We start from the raw sequence: 13,318 nt of genomic DNA on the forward strand, positions 1-13,318 counted from the left end.
CCACGCATGAGCGCCGTCCTCCAGCCCGTCGAAGCCCGCCTCGAACCGCTCACCGTCGAGCGGATCGACGCCGTCTGCGCGGTCGAGCAGACGGCCTACAGCCATCCCTGGACGCGCGCCAACTTCACCGATTCCATGGCCGTGGGCTACCACTGCCAGTGCCTGCTGGCCCCCGGCGTGGCGCCGGGCGTGAACTCGCCGGTCACGCAGCTGGGCGAGACGCTGATCGGCTACTTCGTCGCCATGAAGGGCGTCGACGAGGTGCACCTGCTGAACATCACCGTGGCGCCGGCCTTCCAGCGCCAGGGCTGGGCGCCGCTCATGCTCGAGGCGCTGGGCGGCTGGTCGCGCGCCGAGGGCGCGCAGTGGCTCTGGCTCGAAGTGCGCCAGAGCAACCAGCGCGCGCTCGACATCTACCTGCGCCAGGGCTTCCGCAGCGTCGGCGTGCGCAAGGGCTACTACCCGGCGCATGGCGGCAAGCGCGAGGACGCGGTCGTCATGAGCCTGCGGCTGAACGAGAGCCCCACCGCCTGGGGAGGCCTGCGATGAGCGCCGCGGTACAGACGCTGAGGCTGGACGCCCGCCAGCGCGCCATGCTCGACGAGATGGGCGTGAAGGTCTGGTGGCCCGTGCCCGAGGCGGTCGAAGCGGCTGCCGCGCCCGAGGCTGCGGCGCCCGTCGAGGAAGAAGTGCCCGTCGTCGACGAGCTCCCCGAAGCCGAGATGCCCGTGGCCGCGCCGCCGCCGCCTGCCGCGAGGCCCGTCGCCGCGCCGGTGCAGGCGCCCGCGCCGGCTCCCCGTGCCTCCGCACCGGTCACCCAGGGCGCGGCCGTGCTGGTCGAAGCGCCCTGCCGCCTCTATGCCGATGCCGGCGCCGCCGACTCCGTGCAGGGCGGCTGGCTGGTCGTCGCCGACATGCCGCCCGAGGCCGACGGCCGCCACGGCGATCCCTTCGCGGGCGACGCCGGCCGCCTGCTCGACAACATGCTGCGCGCCCTGAAGCTGCACGACGGCAGCACACCGGTGCACCTCATGCGCACCCACCGCGGCGTGGCCTCGGGCCAGCCCGGCAGCCCGCGCGCCATGGACGAGGCCTTCGGCGAGCACGCGGCGGCCGTCGCCCCGCGCGTCGTGCTGGCCATGGGGCCGCTGGCGGCCCAGAGCCTGATGCGCAGCGGCGACCCGCTGGGCAAGCTGCGCGGGCGCACGGTGCCGCTGGACGGCGTGGAGGGCGCCTCGGTGGTCGCCACCTACCACCCGGCGTACCTGCTGCGCAATCCGGCCGACAAGGCCCGTGCCTGGGCCGACCTCTGCCTTGCCGCCGAGCAGCATTCCCCCACCCCGAACTGAGGGGCGCGGACGGCCCGCCTAAAATCGGGCCTCATGACTTTTCTCGACAAGCTGGCCGCCGCACAGCAAAAAAACGGTTCTTTGCTTTGCGTGGGGCTCGATCCGGAGCCTGCCCGGTTCCCGGGTCAGCTCAAGGGTGACGCCACCCGCATCTACGATTTCTGCGCTCGCATCGTCGACGCCACGGCCGACCTGGTCATCTCCTTCAAGCCGCAGATCGCCTACTTCGCCGCCCATCGCGCCGAAGCCCAGCTCGAGAAGCTCATGGAGCACATGCGCCGCAACGCGCCCCATGTGCCCGTGATCCTCGACGCCAAGCGCGGCGACATCGGCTCCACCGCCGAGCAGTACGCCCTCGAAGCCTTCGAGCGCTACGGCGCCGACGCGGTGACGCTGTCGCCTTTCATGGGCTTCGACTCGGTGGCGCCATACCTCAAGCACGAGGGCAAGGGCGCCTTCCTGCTGTGCCGCACCAGCAACCCCGGCGGCTCCGACCTGCAGGGCCAGCGCCTGGCGGACGTCGAAGGCCAGCCCTTCCTGTACGAACACGTCGCCAAGCTGGCGCAGGGGCCGTGGAACCTCAACGGCCAGCTCGGCCTGGTGGTGGGCGCGACCTACCCCGCCGAGATCGAGCGCGTGCGCGAACTCGCGCCCACGGTGCCGTTGCTGATCCCCGGCGTCGGCGCCCAGGGCGGCGATGCCGTCGCCACGGTGCGCGCCGGCTGGCGCCCCGATGCACCGATCGTCGTGAACTCGTCGCGCGCGATCATCTACGCCTCGTCGGGCGACGATTTCGCCGAAGCGGCCAAGACTGCCGCGCGCACCATGCGCGACACCCTGGAATCAGCCAAATAGGGCTCGCCCCCAGGCTGCGCGCACTTCGTGTCGCGCACGCCTTCCCCCTACCGGGGGCAACACCCAGAGGCCCGGCGGAGCCGGTTCCTCGGTGTTCCTGGATTGAGCCTCATGCTCTACGGAGCCGCGTGAAAGCTTCGAACTCCCAGTTCCGCATCCCCAGCAGCAGCGTGTAGCCCTCGCGGTCCTTGGCGGCCAGTTTCTGGTCGGTCTGGTGCTGTTGGGCGAAGTCCTGCGCCACGCGCTGCAGGCGTTCCAGGAAGGCGGGCGCCAGCGAGCGGCTGATCTGGCCGTGCACCAGCAGCAGGCCCTCGGCCGGGCCGTCGAAGCCGCCCTTGTAGTAGTCGAGCACCACGTTCTCGCGGAAGAACTCCATCACCGGCCCGTGCGGGCGCCAGCGGAAGGTCTTGGCGAGCTTCAGGCGATACCGGTTGAGCGGGCGCAGCTCGATGATGCCGATGCGGTCGAGCTGGGCCAGGAAGCCGATGCACTCGGCCTCGCTCACGCGGTAGGCCGCCACGATCTGCTCCAGCGTCCACTGGCTCAGCACGCTGATGGCCACCAGCAGCAGCTTCTTGTCCTTGACCACGGCTTTTTCCTGCTCGTGCGTCAGCTCCTTCAGCAGCGGCTGGGCGTCGGCCACGCGGCGCGCCAGCTCGGCGAAATCGATCTTCAGCGCCCGGCAGATGGCGTCCACGCGCGACAGCGGCATGTCGCTCTTGGCCAGCATGCGCTTGACGCTGGATTCGGCCATGTCGAGCGAGCGCGCCAGATCGGCGTAGGTCATGCGGGCGTTCTTGAGTTCGTTCTTGAGGGCTTGGACGAGATCGACGGTGGTACTCATGGGCCGGAAGCGTACACGGGCGTCGGCAAGTATCAATTGGAGATACCACCGGGTGTGAATTAGTGCCTCGTATCGATTCTCGATGCCTCTGGAGGGGTGCGGACCCTAAATTCCGCGCCAGTTCAGACCACCACCGAGGACCGCCATGCTTCTGCCCTCCCTCAGCCGCCGCGAACGCGGGCTGCTTTTCACCTTCGCGCTTCTCGCGCTGATCGGCTTCTTCGGCCCCGAGCTGCCGGCCGCCGACGTCGCCATCGCCTCGGTGTTCGCCGACAACCGCGCCTGGCACGGGCTGCCCAACGCGATGGACGTGCTGAGCAACATCCCCTTCGTGGTGATCGGCCTGTGGGGCCTGTACCGGCTCAACCGCATCGACCGCTCGCACCAGGAGGCGCTGTCGCAGTTTCCGCTGGCCCCGCCGGCCAGCGACCCGCCGGACAACACGCTCGACTGCGCGTGGCTTTTCTTCGCCGGCCTGATCGCCACCGCCGCCGGCTCGGCCTTCTACCACCTCATGCCCGACGGCCCCCGGCTCGCCGCCGACCGCGCCGGCATGGCGGTGGCCTTCGCCGGGCTGATCGGCGTGGCGGTCTGCGAACGGGTGAGCCAGCGCGCCGGCTGGCCGGCCGCCTGGTTCGTGCTGACGGCCGGTCTGCTGTCGGCCGAGGTGTTCCAGGAGACGGGCAACGTCATGCCCTGGGCGCTGGTGCAGTTCGGCGGCATGGCGCTGGTGCTGACGCTGGCGCTCGCCACGCCGATGCGCAAGTCGGTGGGGCTGAGGCTGGGCTGGATCATCTTCTTCTACGTGCTGGCCAAGGGCTTCGAGATGGCCGACCACCAGATCTACGAATTCACGCAGCAGACGGTGTCGGGCCACACGCTCAAGCACCTGACGGCCTCGTTCGCCGGACTGCCCGTGGTGTTCGCGCTGCGCAAGCTGGAGATGCGCTGGCAAGCCGCGCTGCGGCACAATCCGGGCGCCGCCGCCGTGGCCGCATGAGGAGCACTCTTCGAATGACAAATCCCGCCGCCGCAGCCCCGGCCACGCCCGTGGCTCACGAGGAGAACGCCCACGCCAACCAGTTCGCGCTCCTCGGGCAGCGGCGCTTCGCGCCCTTCTTCTGGACCCAGTTCGCTGGCGCGGCGAACGACAACCTCTTCAAGTTCGCCTTCACCGTGATGGTGACCTACCAGCTCCAGCTGAGCTGGATGCCGCCTTCGATGGCGGGCCTGGTGATCGGCGCTCTCTTCATCCTGCCCTTCCTGCTGTTCTCGGCCACCTCCGGCCAGCTCACCGACAAGTTCGACAAGACGAAGATGATCCGCTTCGTCAAGGACCTCGAGATCGTGATCATGCTGATCGCCGCCTGGGGCTTCGTCACGGCCAATGCGGTGGTGCTGCTGGCCTGCGTGTTCCTCATGGGGCTGCACTCGACGCTGTTCGGCCCGGTCAAGTTCGCCTACCTGCCGCAGGTGCTCGACGCGCGCGAGCTCACCGGCGGCAACGGCATGGTCGAGATGGGCACCTTCGTCGCCATCCTGCTCGGACAGGTGGCGGGCGGCCTGCTGGTGGCCCTGCCGAACGTCGGCCACACGAGCGTCGCCCTGGGCTGCGTGCTGCTGGCGCTGGTGGGCCGGGGCGTGGCGCAGGCCATTCCGCGCGCGCCGGCCACCGATCCGGGCCTGGTCATCAACTGGAACCCGGTCAGCGAGACCTGGCGCAACCTCAAGCTCGCGAATGAGAACGTGGTGGTGTTCCGCTCGCTGCTGGGCATCTCGTGGATGTGGTTCTTCGGCGCGGTGTTCCTGAGCCAGTTCCCGAGCTTCGCCAAGGAAGTGCTGCACGGCGACGAGCAGGTGGCCTCGCTGCTGCTGGTGGTGTTCTCGGTGGGCATCGGCGTCGGCTCGCTGCTGTGCGAGACGCTCAGCCGCCGGCAGGTGGAGATCGGCCTGGTACCGCTGGGCGCCATCGGCATGAGCGTGTTCGCGATCGACCTGTACTTCGCCTCGCGCGGCCTGCCCAAGGTGGCCGAGATGGGCATCGGCACCTTCGTCCACCAGCCCGCGCACTGGCGCGTGATGGCCGACCTCGCGCTGCTGTCGCTGTTCGCGGGGCTCTACAGCGTGCCCATGTACGCGCTGATCCAACTGCGCAGCCAGCCCACGCACCGTGCGCGCATCATCGCGGCGAACAACATCCTCAACGCGCTGTTCATGATCGGCAGCTCGGTCATCGCGGGCGCGCTGCTGGGCGCGGGATTCACCATTCCGCAGATCTTCCTGTTCACCGGCATCGCCAACGCGGTGGTGGCGTTCTACATCTTCATGCTGGTGCCCGAGTACCTGCTGCGATTCGTGGCCTGGGTGCTGTCGCGCTTCGTCTACCGCTTCGACATCCGTGGCGAGACGCACATCCCCACCGAGGGCGCGGCCGTGCTGGTGTGCAACCACGTGAGCTTCATCGACGCGGTGCTGCTGATGGCGGCGAGCCCGCGGCCGATCCGCTTCATCATGGATCACCGCATCTTCAGGGTGCCGGTGCTGGGCTGGCTGTTCAAGCTGGCCAAGGCCATTCCCATCTCGTCGCAGAAGGAAGACCCGGCCGCCTACGAGGCCGCCTTCGCCAAGGCGCAGGAAGTGCTGCGCGAGGGCGACCTGCTGGCCATCTTCCCCGAGGGCGCGATCACGCGCGACGGTGAACTGCAGCCTTTCAAGGGCGGCGTGATGAAGATCCTCGAGGGCGCGCGCGCCCAGGGCATCGAGCCGCCGGTGGTCCCGATGGCGCTGATCAACCTCTGGGGCTCGTACTTCAGCCGCATCGAGCTGCGCGGCGGCGAGCGCGTGGCCATGGCCAAGCCCTTCCGCCGCGGCTTCTTCAGCCGCGTGGGCCTGAACGTCGGCGCCCCGGTGCCGCCGGCCGAGGTGCAGCCCGAGGGGCTGCGCCAGCGCGTGGGCGCCCTGCTGGCCTCCTGAACCCCTGAAAAGTATCGCTTGCGGATACCGGCGGCGCCGGAAACCGCAACCGGTGCAAGCATTCAAGCCTCGCGGTGCGGAAGCGAACCATCATTCGCTCACCTTCACTACGCCGCGAGGCATCCATGCAACCCTTCTCATCGACCACGACCGTCTTCATCCAGCGCGACACGCGAGCCTGGCATTTCCAGGCCTGGGCTTCGTTCGCGATCGCCGTGTTCCTGTGCGCCACCGGCCTGAGCTGGCTGCCGGGCGAGGCGCTGGACCGGGCGTTCATGGTGATGGGCTACGTCTTCTGCCTGAGCACGGCCTTCATGCTGTCGAAGTTCGTGCGCGACAGCCAGCAGGCCGCCGAGCGGGGCTCCGAAGCGTCGCGTGACGTGCCGATGTGGAAGCTGGTCGTCTGGGGCAGCTTCTTCGTCGCGATGGGCCTGACCGGCTGGGGCCTCGTGCGCATGGAGATCAACGACGCCTACAAGGCCTTTCTGGGCGTGAGCTGGCTGTTCCTCATCAGCTCGGCCTTCACGCTGGCCAAGACGCTGCGCGACCGCCACGAGGCCGACCTGGCCGAAGCCCGCTTGCAGGGCCGCCGGATGGCGCGCGCCGAAGCCGCCGCTGCTGCCGCCGAATGACTCACGCACCCGAAGAACGGAGACTCATCATGATCAGGAAGTCGATTGCCGCCGCCCTCGTCGCCGCCAGCACTGTCTTCGCCGGTATCGCGGTTCCCCTGCAAGCCCAGGCCCAGAGCGATGCCTCGCTCGCCCTCTCGCTGATGCCGGTGGCGTCGGTGGTGGTCGCGGGCTCCGCCGTCGGGGCTTCGGCCACCACGGCGGTCGCGCTGCCCGCCGCGCTCTCGGTGGGCGGCTCGACCCTCGCCGTGGTCGCGGTCGAGGGCTCGGTGGACGGCACGGTGTACGTGCTCGAACGCGCCTCCGACGGCGCGCGCGCCAGCATCAAGGTCGCCGGCCGCGCGGCCGATGGCGCCTCGAAGGCCGTGGGTACCAGCGTCCTCGTCACCGTGATCGGCTCGGGCGTCGTGCTGTCGGCGGCCGGCGAGGTGCTGGCCTTCGTGCCCAACGCCATCGGCCGCGCGCTGCTGCACAACGAGAGGTTGTCGTGAATCGCGCGCTGGTCCCGCTGCTCGCGCTGGCGGCTGCGGTGGCCTTGTTGCCGATGCAGGCCCAGGCCGGCCGCTCCTGCGAGCAGATCCGGCCCACGCCGGCCGTGATCGCCAAGGGCATGCAGCTGGCCGAGCGCACCTCGCAGGCGCTCGACGCCAGCGGAGCCCGCGTGGTGATCCTCGCGCGCGCTGGACAGGACCTCGGCAAGTACGGCCTGCGCTATTCGCACCTGGGCTTCGCCTACAGGACCGAGGCCGGTCCGTGGCGCGTGGTGCACAAGCTCAACCAGTGCGGCACGGCGGTGGCCGAGGTCTATCGCCAGGGGCTCGGGGAGTTCTTCCTCGACGACCTCTGGCGCTATGAGGCCGCATGGGTCGTGCCCACGCCGGAGGTGCAGGCGCGGCTGCTGGCCGCACTGAACGAATCGCCCGTGCGCATCGTGCGGCTGCACACGCAGCCCTACAGCATCGTGAGCTACGCGTGGGGCCGCAAGTACCAGCAGTCGAACCAGTGGGCCATGGAAACCATGGCCGCCGCGATGGAACCCGCCACCATCGCCGACCGCGCGCAGGCGCAGGCGTGGATGCAGTTCAAGGGCTACGAGCCCACCACGCTGAAGCTCGGGCCGCTCACGCGGCTGGGCGGCCGCGTGGGTTCGGCCAATGTGGCCTTCGACGATCATCCCAACGACAAGCGTTTTTCGGATCGCATCGAGACGGTCACGGTCGATTCGGTGTTCGCCTGGATGCCGCGCGCCGGCCTGGGCGCGGCGCCGGTGACGCTGAAGCTCCAGTGAGAAGGAACAAGGAGAAAACAACATGAGCAAGTCCCTGAGACTTTCCGAGAAATGGTTCCGCCGCGGCCTCTGGCTGGTGGCGCTGGTGTTCGCGAGCTTCCTCATCGGGCTCGGCAGCACCGTGGTGAGCGACCTGCCGCAGGTCGAGCGGGTGCGCCAGCTCGACGACTTCATCGACAAGCAACGGGCCGAGCCGCTGCGCGCCACCATCAAGGCATCGGAGGCTGCCGAGCTGCAGGCTGCGCGCGAGCTCGACCAGATCCAGCTGCAGCTCAACGCCGCCCAGCAGGCCAGCCGCAATGCGCGCGAGACCTTCGCCAACTGGCTTTCCACGCGGCGCGCCACCGCGCTGCCCGACCAGGACGCCGAGCTCATCGCGCGCACCAAGGCGCTCGACGCCTTCAAGCAGAAGGAGGAAGAGCTGCAGCGCAAGGTCAACGCGCAGCAGCAGATCACGCTGGATGCGCGCCAGGGCGAGCAGCGCGCACGCATCGCGCTTTCGGAGCTGGAGCGCGATGCGCAGATCAAGCTGGAGGCCGAGTACCGCCGCGTGGAGCTGCGCGTGTTCGCCTACCGGCTGGCGCTCACGCTGCCGCTGCTGGTGGTGGCGGGCTGGCTCTTCGTCAAGAAGCGCAAGAGCACCTACTGGCCCTTCGTGTGGGGCTTCATCTTCTTCGCGCTGTTCGCCTTCTTCGTCGAGCTGGTGCCCTACCTGCCGAGCTACGGCGGCTACGTGCGCTACGTGGTGGGCATCGTGCTCACGGTGCTGGTGGGGCGCTACGCCATCGTCGCGCTCAACCGCTATCTCGCGCGGCAGAAGCTGGCCGAGCAGCAGCCCGACCAGGTGCGCCGCGAGGAACTGAGCTACGACACCGCGCTCGCGCGACTGGCCAAGAGCGTGTGCCCGGGCTGCGAGCGGCCGGTGGACCTGAAGAACAACGAGATCGACTTCTGCCCGCACTGCGGCATCGGCCTGTTCGACCATTGCGGCAATTGCGATACGCGCAAGAGCGCGTTCTCCAAGTTCTGCCACGCGTGCGGCACCTCGGCCGCGAATCGCGTGCTGCCGCCTCTCGGGACGGCGAAGGCGTAGTCTGCGAATTCGGTCACGGCGCGCGGAAGCTTCGACACGTCATGTAGCGGACATGCCGCGGGGCCGTGCTACAAACCCCGGCTGCGACACAAGTGTTGCCGCAGACTTCCAGCCAACCCTTCGACGGAGCACAAGCATGAGCATTTTTGGCAGCATCCTTTCCAAGATCTTCCCGGGCGCCAAAGCCGCTGAGGCCCCGGCACCAGCCCCCGCGGCTCCAGCCGATGCACCGGCGCCCGCCGTGGCCGCGCCGCCGCCGGCCATTCCGCTGGGCGACGTGGCCGCCGTGCTCGACGCGATGCCGGGCTCGAAGAACCTGAACTGGCGCACCTCCATCGTCGACCTGATGAAGCTGCTGGGCCTGGACAGCAGCCTCGAAGCCCGCAAGCAGCTGGCCGCCGAGCTGAGCTACGGTGAAGACACCAGCGACAGCGCCAAGATGAACATCTGGCTGCACCGCCAGGTCATGACCAAGCTGGCCGCCAACGGCGGTACGGTTCCGGCTGAGTTGCGGGACTGAGCACACCCCCGGGCTGCACGCACTTCGTGTCGCTGCGCCAACCCCCTTGCAGGGGGCAGCACCTTCGGCCCGGCGAAGCCGGTTCCGCGGTGTTCCAGAACAGAAAGCCTCGCGCAATGCGCGAGGCTTTTTTTCAGGTCCAGCCCGCGTCCACCACGTAATCCTGCGCGGTGCACATGCGCGAATCGTCGGCCGCGAGGAAGAGCGCCATCGCCGCGATGTCCTCCGCCATCACGCGCCCCGGCAGGCACTGCGCCGCATCGATCTCCGCGGCCGACTCGGGCTTGACCCACAGCCTGATCTGCCGCTCGGTCATCACCCAGCCCGGCACGATCGAGTTCACGCGGATGTTCTGCTTGCCCAGGTCGCGCGCCAGCGAGCGCGTGAGGCCGCGCGCCGCGGCCTTGCAGGCCTGGTACACCGGGTAGCCCCTGCCCTTCATCATCCAGCTGATCGAGCCGAAATTGATGATCGAGCCGCCGCCCAGCGCGCGCATGTCGTCGGCCACCGCCTGCGCTGCGAAGAACTGGTGCTTGAAGTTGACGGCCACGAGGCGGTCGAAGTCCTCGTCGGTCACGTCGGCCATCTCGTGGCGGCGGTCGTTGGCGGCGTTGTTCAGCAGCACCGACACCGGCCCGAAGCGCTGGCGCACCGAGTCGATGGTGGCCGCGAGGGCGGCCGTGTCGGTCACGTCGCAGGGCAGGAAGAGCGCCGGGTGTTCGCCCTGCAACTGCGCCGCGAGCGCATTGCCGGCGGCGCTGTCGAGATCGCAGAAGCCCACCTTCGCGCCCTGCGCATGGAAGGCCCGCACCAGCCCTTCACCGATGCCGCTGGCGCCGCCGGAGATGAACACGGTGCGTCCGGCCAGCGAGGGATAGCGGGCGGTGTAGGGCGAAAGTTGTGATGCGTCGGTCATGGGGATGCAGCAACGGCGTTGGAGACGGACGGCAAGCGTAGCGGATAGCGGCCGGCCGTTGTATGGCTTCCGGCGAATGGGCGGCGCGCACGTGCGTGGCTACGCTTGCTTCCATGAAGACGAAGACCCTCCCCGGCCGCCGCACCCTCGTTGCGCTCGCGATGCTCGTTCCCGCCGCGCTGGCGGTGCGCTCGGTTCGGGCGCAGGGGGCAGCGCCGGGTGTCCAGCTCTTCAAGGTGGTCTCGCCGCGCGACGAGGTGATCGTCGGCGCCGACGCCGCGCTGCTCGGCGCAGGCTCGGGCCCCGCCGTGGAACGGCTGGCGACCCAGCTCGCCGCCAAGGGCCAGCTCACGCTGTGGCAGTACGCATCGAGCAAGGACGCAGGCGGCGCACTGGTGCAGGCGCCGCTCAGGCAGATCGTGGTGTTCAAGAACGATGCGCTGCGCATCGAGCCCTACGCCACGCCGCTGCCGATCCTTCCGCTGAAGTGAGGCGAAGCCTCAGACGCCTCGTGCGCGCTCCGACTTGAAGCGCGCGCGGAACTCGGTGAACGTGCCCGCGTCGAGCGCCTCGCGGATCTCGCGCATCAGGTTCAGGTAGTAGTGCAGGTTGTGGATGGTGGTGAGCATCGGCCCCAGCATCTCGCCGCAGCGGTCGAGGTGATGCAGGTAGGCGCGGCTGAAGCCTTCGCGGCCACCGTCGTTCCAGCTCACGCCCGAGGTGCCCGCGCAGGCATGGCATGTGCAGCTCGGGTCGATGGGCTGCGGGTCGCTCTTGTGGCGCGCGTTGCGCATCTTCAGGTCGCCGAAGCGGGTGAAGAGCGTGCCGTTGCGCGCGTTGCGCGTGGGCATCACGCAGTCGAACATGTCCACGCCGTCGGCCACGCCCTGCACCAGGTCTTCGGGCGTGCCCACGCCCATCAGGTAGCGCGGCTTGTTCGCGGGCAGCCGGTGCGGCGTGTGGCCCATGATGTGCAGCATCTCTTCCTTGGGCTCGCCCACGCTCACGCCGCCGATGGCGTAGCCGGGGAAGTCCATGTCGACCAGCGCCGCGAGCGACTCCTCGCGCAGGTTCTCGTACATGCCGCCCTGCACGATGCCGAAGAGCGCGTTCGGGTTCTGCAGGCGCGAGAACTCGGCCTGGCAGCGCTTGGCCCAGCGCAGGCTCAGCTCCATCGAGATGCGCGCCTCGGCCTCGGTCGTGATGTGGCCCTTGGTGTCGTAGGGCGTGCACTCGTCGAACTGCATCACGATGTCGCTGTTGAGGATGGTCTGGATCTGCATCGAGACCTCCGGCGTGAGGAAGAGCTTGTCGCCGTTGACCGGCGACGCGAACTTCACGCCCTCCTCGCTGATCTTGCGCATCGCGCCCAGCGACCACACCTGGAAGCCGCCCGAGTCGGTGAGGATGGGCTTGTCCCACTTCTCGAACTGGTGCAGCCCGCCGAAGCTGGCCATCACGTCGAGGCCCGGGCGCATCCACAGGTGGAAGGTGTTGCCTAGGATGATCTGCGCGCCCATCTCTTCCAGGCTGCGCGGCATCACGCCCTTGACCGTGCCGTAGGTGCCCACGGGCATGAAGATCGGCGTCTGCACCTTGCCGTGGTTGAGCGTGAGCGTGGCGCGTCGCGCGTGGCTGTCGGGGTCGGTCTTGAGGAGTTCGAAGTTCAGCATGTCGTTCAGTCCTGGTTGCGTGCCAGCAGCATGGAATCGCCATAGCTGAAGAAGCGATAGCGTTCGGCGATGGCATGGGCGTACAGCCCCATCACCCGCTCGTAGCCAGCGAAGGCCGAGACCAGCATCATCAGCGTGCTCTTGGGCAGGTGGAAGTTGGTCACCAGCAGGTCGACGTGCTCGAAGACGAAGCCCGGCGTGATGAAGATGCGCGTGTCGCCCGCGGCCTCGCCGCTCTTGGCCCACGATTCGAGCGTGCGCACGGTGGTCGTGCCCACGGCCACGATGCGCCCGCCGCGCGCCTTGCAGTCGGCAATCGCGTGCTGCGTCGACTCGGGCACCTCGTAGCGCTCGGCGTGCATCGTGTGTTCTGAAATGTTCTCGGTCTTCACCGGCTGGAAGGTGCCGGCGCCCACGTGCAGCGTGACGTTGGCGCGCTGCACGCCGTTCGCCTCCAGCTCGGCCAGCAGGCCTTCGTCGAAGTGCAGGGCGGCGGTGGGCGCGGCCACCGCGCCGGGCACGCGCGCGAACACGGTCTGGTAGCGGCTCTCGTCCTCGGCCGAGTCGGTGTGGGTGATGTAGGGCGGCAGCGGCACGTGGCCGCAGCGTTCCATCAGCATGTAGGGGTTCTCGCCGGTGTCGCTCTCGAAGGCGAAGCGGAAGAGGGCGCCGTTCTCGTCCGGCCAGCGGCCCAGCAGCGTGGCGCGGAAGCCGCCGACCATCTCCAGCGTGGTGCCCACGGGCGGCTTCTTGCTCACCTTCATGTGCGCCACCACTTCCTGGCCCTGCAGCACGCGCTCGACCAGCAGCTCGAGCTTGCCGCCGGTCGGCTTCTCGCCGAAGAGGCGGGCCTTCACCACGCGGGTGTCGTTGAAGACCAGCAGGTCGCCCGGCCGCAGCAGAGAGGGCAGGTTCCTGAAGATGCGGTCGACCGGTGCGGGCCCCGTGCCGTCGAGCAGGCGGGAGGAGGTTCGTTCGGGGGCCGGGTGTTGTGCCACCAGCTCGGGCGGCAGGGCGAAATCGAAATCGGAGAGCGTGAAAGCGCGCATGTGCTTGAGGGCCGGACGGGCCCGTTCCAAGAAAGACGGGAAGCGGTGGGACGCGGGGGAGGGCCCGATTGTCCCATGCCGCGAAAGCCGGCCATTTCCGCGGGCTTCGCGGGGTTGTCCGAGGCA

Annotated in this window: 15 protein-coding genes; 11 read left to right on the forward strand and 4 right to left on the reverse strand. The window is 68.9% G+C overall.

The window, feature by feature from the left end; all coding sequences use genetic code 11:
- Positions 1-6: 6 nt before the first annotated feature.
- The 3 genes from rimI to pyrF are packed head-to-tail and all read left to right on the forward strand — an operon-like array spanning position 7 to position 2,204.
- Positions 7-549, forward strand: coding sequence for a ribosomal protein S18-alanine N-acetyltransferase (gene rimI / locus FHY06_RS20020; protein ID WP_019653932.1), 543 nt, complete (start codon positions 7-9; stop codon positions 547-549).
- Positions 546-1,349: a uracil-DNA glycosylase family protein gene (locus FHY06_RS20025; RefSeq protein ID WP_184606134.1), complete on the forward strand. Its 804-nt coding sequence runs from the start codon at positions 546-548 to the stop codon at positions 1,347-1,349. The genes rimI and FHY06_RS20025 overlap by 4 nt, the downstream gene beginning before the upstream one ends.
- A 33-nt stretch (positions 1,350-1,382) precedes the next feature.
- Positions 1,383-2,204 (forward strand): orotidine-5'-phosphate decarboxylase, encoded by an 822-nt coding sequence (gene pyrF / locus FHY06_RS20030; protein ID WP_019653934.1) that lies wholly within the window; start codon positions 1,383-1,385, stop codon positions 2,202-2,204.
- A 109-nt stretch (positions 2,205-2,313) separates the two neighbouring features.
- On the opposite strand, the gene FHY06_RS20035 is transcribed toward pyrF, so the two are convergent.
- Complete coding sequence (locus tag FHY06_RS20035) at positions 2,314-3,048, reverse strand: helix-turn-helix domain-containing protein (RefSeq protein WP_019653935.1); 735 nt, start codon at positions 3,046-3,048, stop codon at positions 2,314-2,316.
- Positions 3,049-3,193: 145 nt separating this feature from the next.
- Between FHY06_RS20035 and FHY06_RS20040 the strand changes: the two genes are divergently transcribed.
- The 7 genes from FHY06_RS20040 to FHY06_RS20070 all read left to right on the forward strand — a co-directional run bounded on the left by FHY06_RS20040 (position 3,194) and on the right by FHY06_RS20070 (position 9,554).
- Positions 3,194-4,048, forward strand: coding sequence for a hypothetical protein (locus FHY06_RS20040; protein WP_184606135.1), 855 nt, complete (start codon positions 3,194-3,196; stop codon positions 4,046-4,048).
- A gap of 14 nt (positions 4,049-4,062) precedes the next feature.
- A complete protein-coding gene (locus FHY06_RS20045; protein WP_184606136.1) occupies positions 4,063-6,021 on the forward strand; it encodes an MFS transporter in 1,959 nt (652 codons plus the stop codon).
- Positions 6,022-6,146: 125 nt separating this feature from the next.
- A complete protein-coding gene (locus FHY06_RS20050; RefSeq protein WP_184606137.1) occupies positions 6,147-6,653 on the forward strand; it encodes a YiaA/YiaB family inner membrane protein in 507 nt (168 codons plus the stop codon).
- A gap of 29 nt (positions 6,654-6,682) precedes the next feature.
- Complete coding sequence (locus FHY06_RS20055) at positions 6,683-7,144, forward strand: hypothetical protein (protein ID WP_184606138.1); 462 nt, start codon at positions 6,683-6,685, stop codon at positions 7,142-7,144.
- Positions 7,141-7,941: a DUF2145 domain-containing protein gene (locus tag FHY06_RS20060; protein WP_184606139.1), complete on the forward strand. Its 801-nt coding sequence runs from the start codon at positions 7,141-7,143 to the stop codon at positions 7,939-7,941. The genes FHY06_RS20055 and FHY06_RS20060 overlap by 4 nt, the downstream gene beginning before the upstream one ends.
- Before the next feature lie 22 nt (positions 7,942-7,963).
- Positions 7,964-9,034, forward strand: coding sequence for a zinc ribbon domain-containing protein (locus tag FHY06_RS20065; RefSeq protein WP_126183759.1), 1,071 nt, complete (start codon positions 7,964-7,966; stop codon positions 9,032-9,034).
- 136 nt (positions 9,035-9,170) lie between these two features.
- Positions 9,171-9,554, forward strand: coding sequence for a DUF3597 domain-containing protein (locus FHY06_RS20070; protein WP_019653942.1), 384 nt, complete (start codon positions 9,171-9,173; stop codon positions 9,552-9,554).
- A gap of 133 nt (positions 9,555-9,687) precedes the next feature.
- Here the strand turns inward: FHY06_RS20070 and FHY06_RS20075 are convergent, their stop codons facing one another.
- Entirely contained in the window at positions 9,688-10,470 is a 783-nt protein-coding gene (locus tag FHY06_RS20075; protein WP_019653943.1) for an SDR family NAD(P)-dependent oxidoreductase, read from the reverse strand.
- A 113-nt stretch (positions 10,471-10,583) separates the two neighbouring features.
- On the opposite strand from FHY06_RS20075, the gene FHY06_RS20080 reads away from it, so the two are divergent.
- The gene (locus FHY06_RS20080) at positions 10,584-10,961 is read left to right on the forward strand and encodes a hypothetical protein (protein WP_026346306.1); all 378 of its coding nucleotides are present in this window, start codon (positions 10,584-10,586) and stop codon (positions 10,959-10,961) included.
- Positions 10,962-10,970: 9 nt separating this feature from the next.
- Here the strand turns inward: FHY06_RS20080 and tgt are convergent, their stop codons facing one another.
- Positions 10,971-12,143 carry a tRNA guanosine(34) transglycosylase Tgt gene (gene tgt / locus FHY06_RS20085; RefSeq protein ID WP_019653944.1) on the reverse strand — a complete coding sequence of 391 codons (1,173 nt, stop codon included), beginning with the start codon at positions 12,141-12,143 and terminating at the stop codon, positions 10,971-10,973.
- A 5-nt stretch (positions 12,144-12,148) separates the two neighbouring features.
- On the reverse strand, positions 12,149-13,192 hold the full coding sequence (gene queA, locus FHY06_RS20090) for a tRNA preQ1(34) S-adenosylmethionine ribosyltransferase-isomerase QueA (protein ID WP_184606140.1): 1,044 nt from the start codon (positions 13,190-13,192) through the stop codon (positions 12,149-12,151).
- Positions 13,193-13,318: the final 126 nt, after the last annotated feature.

Source organism: Variovorax atrisoli (genome assembly GCF_014195185.1).
In the GTDB taxonomy this organism is placed as follows: Bacteria; Pseudomonadota; Gammaproteobacteria; order Burkholderiales; family Burkholderiaceae_C; genus Variovorax; species Variovorax atrisoli.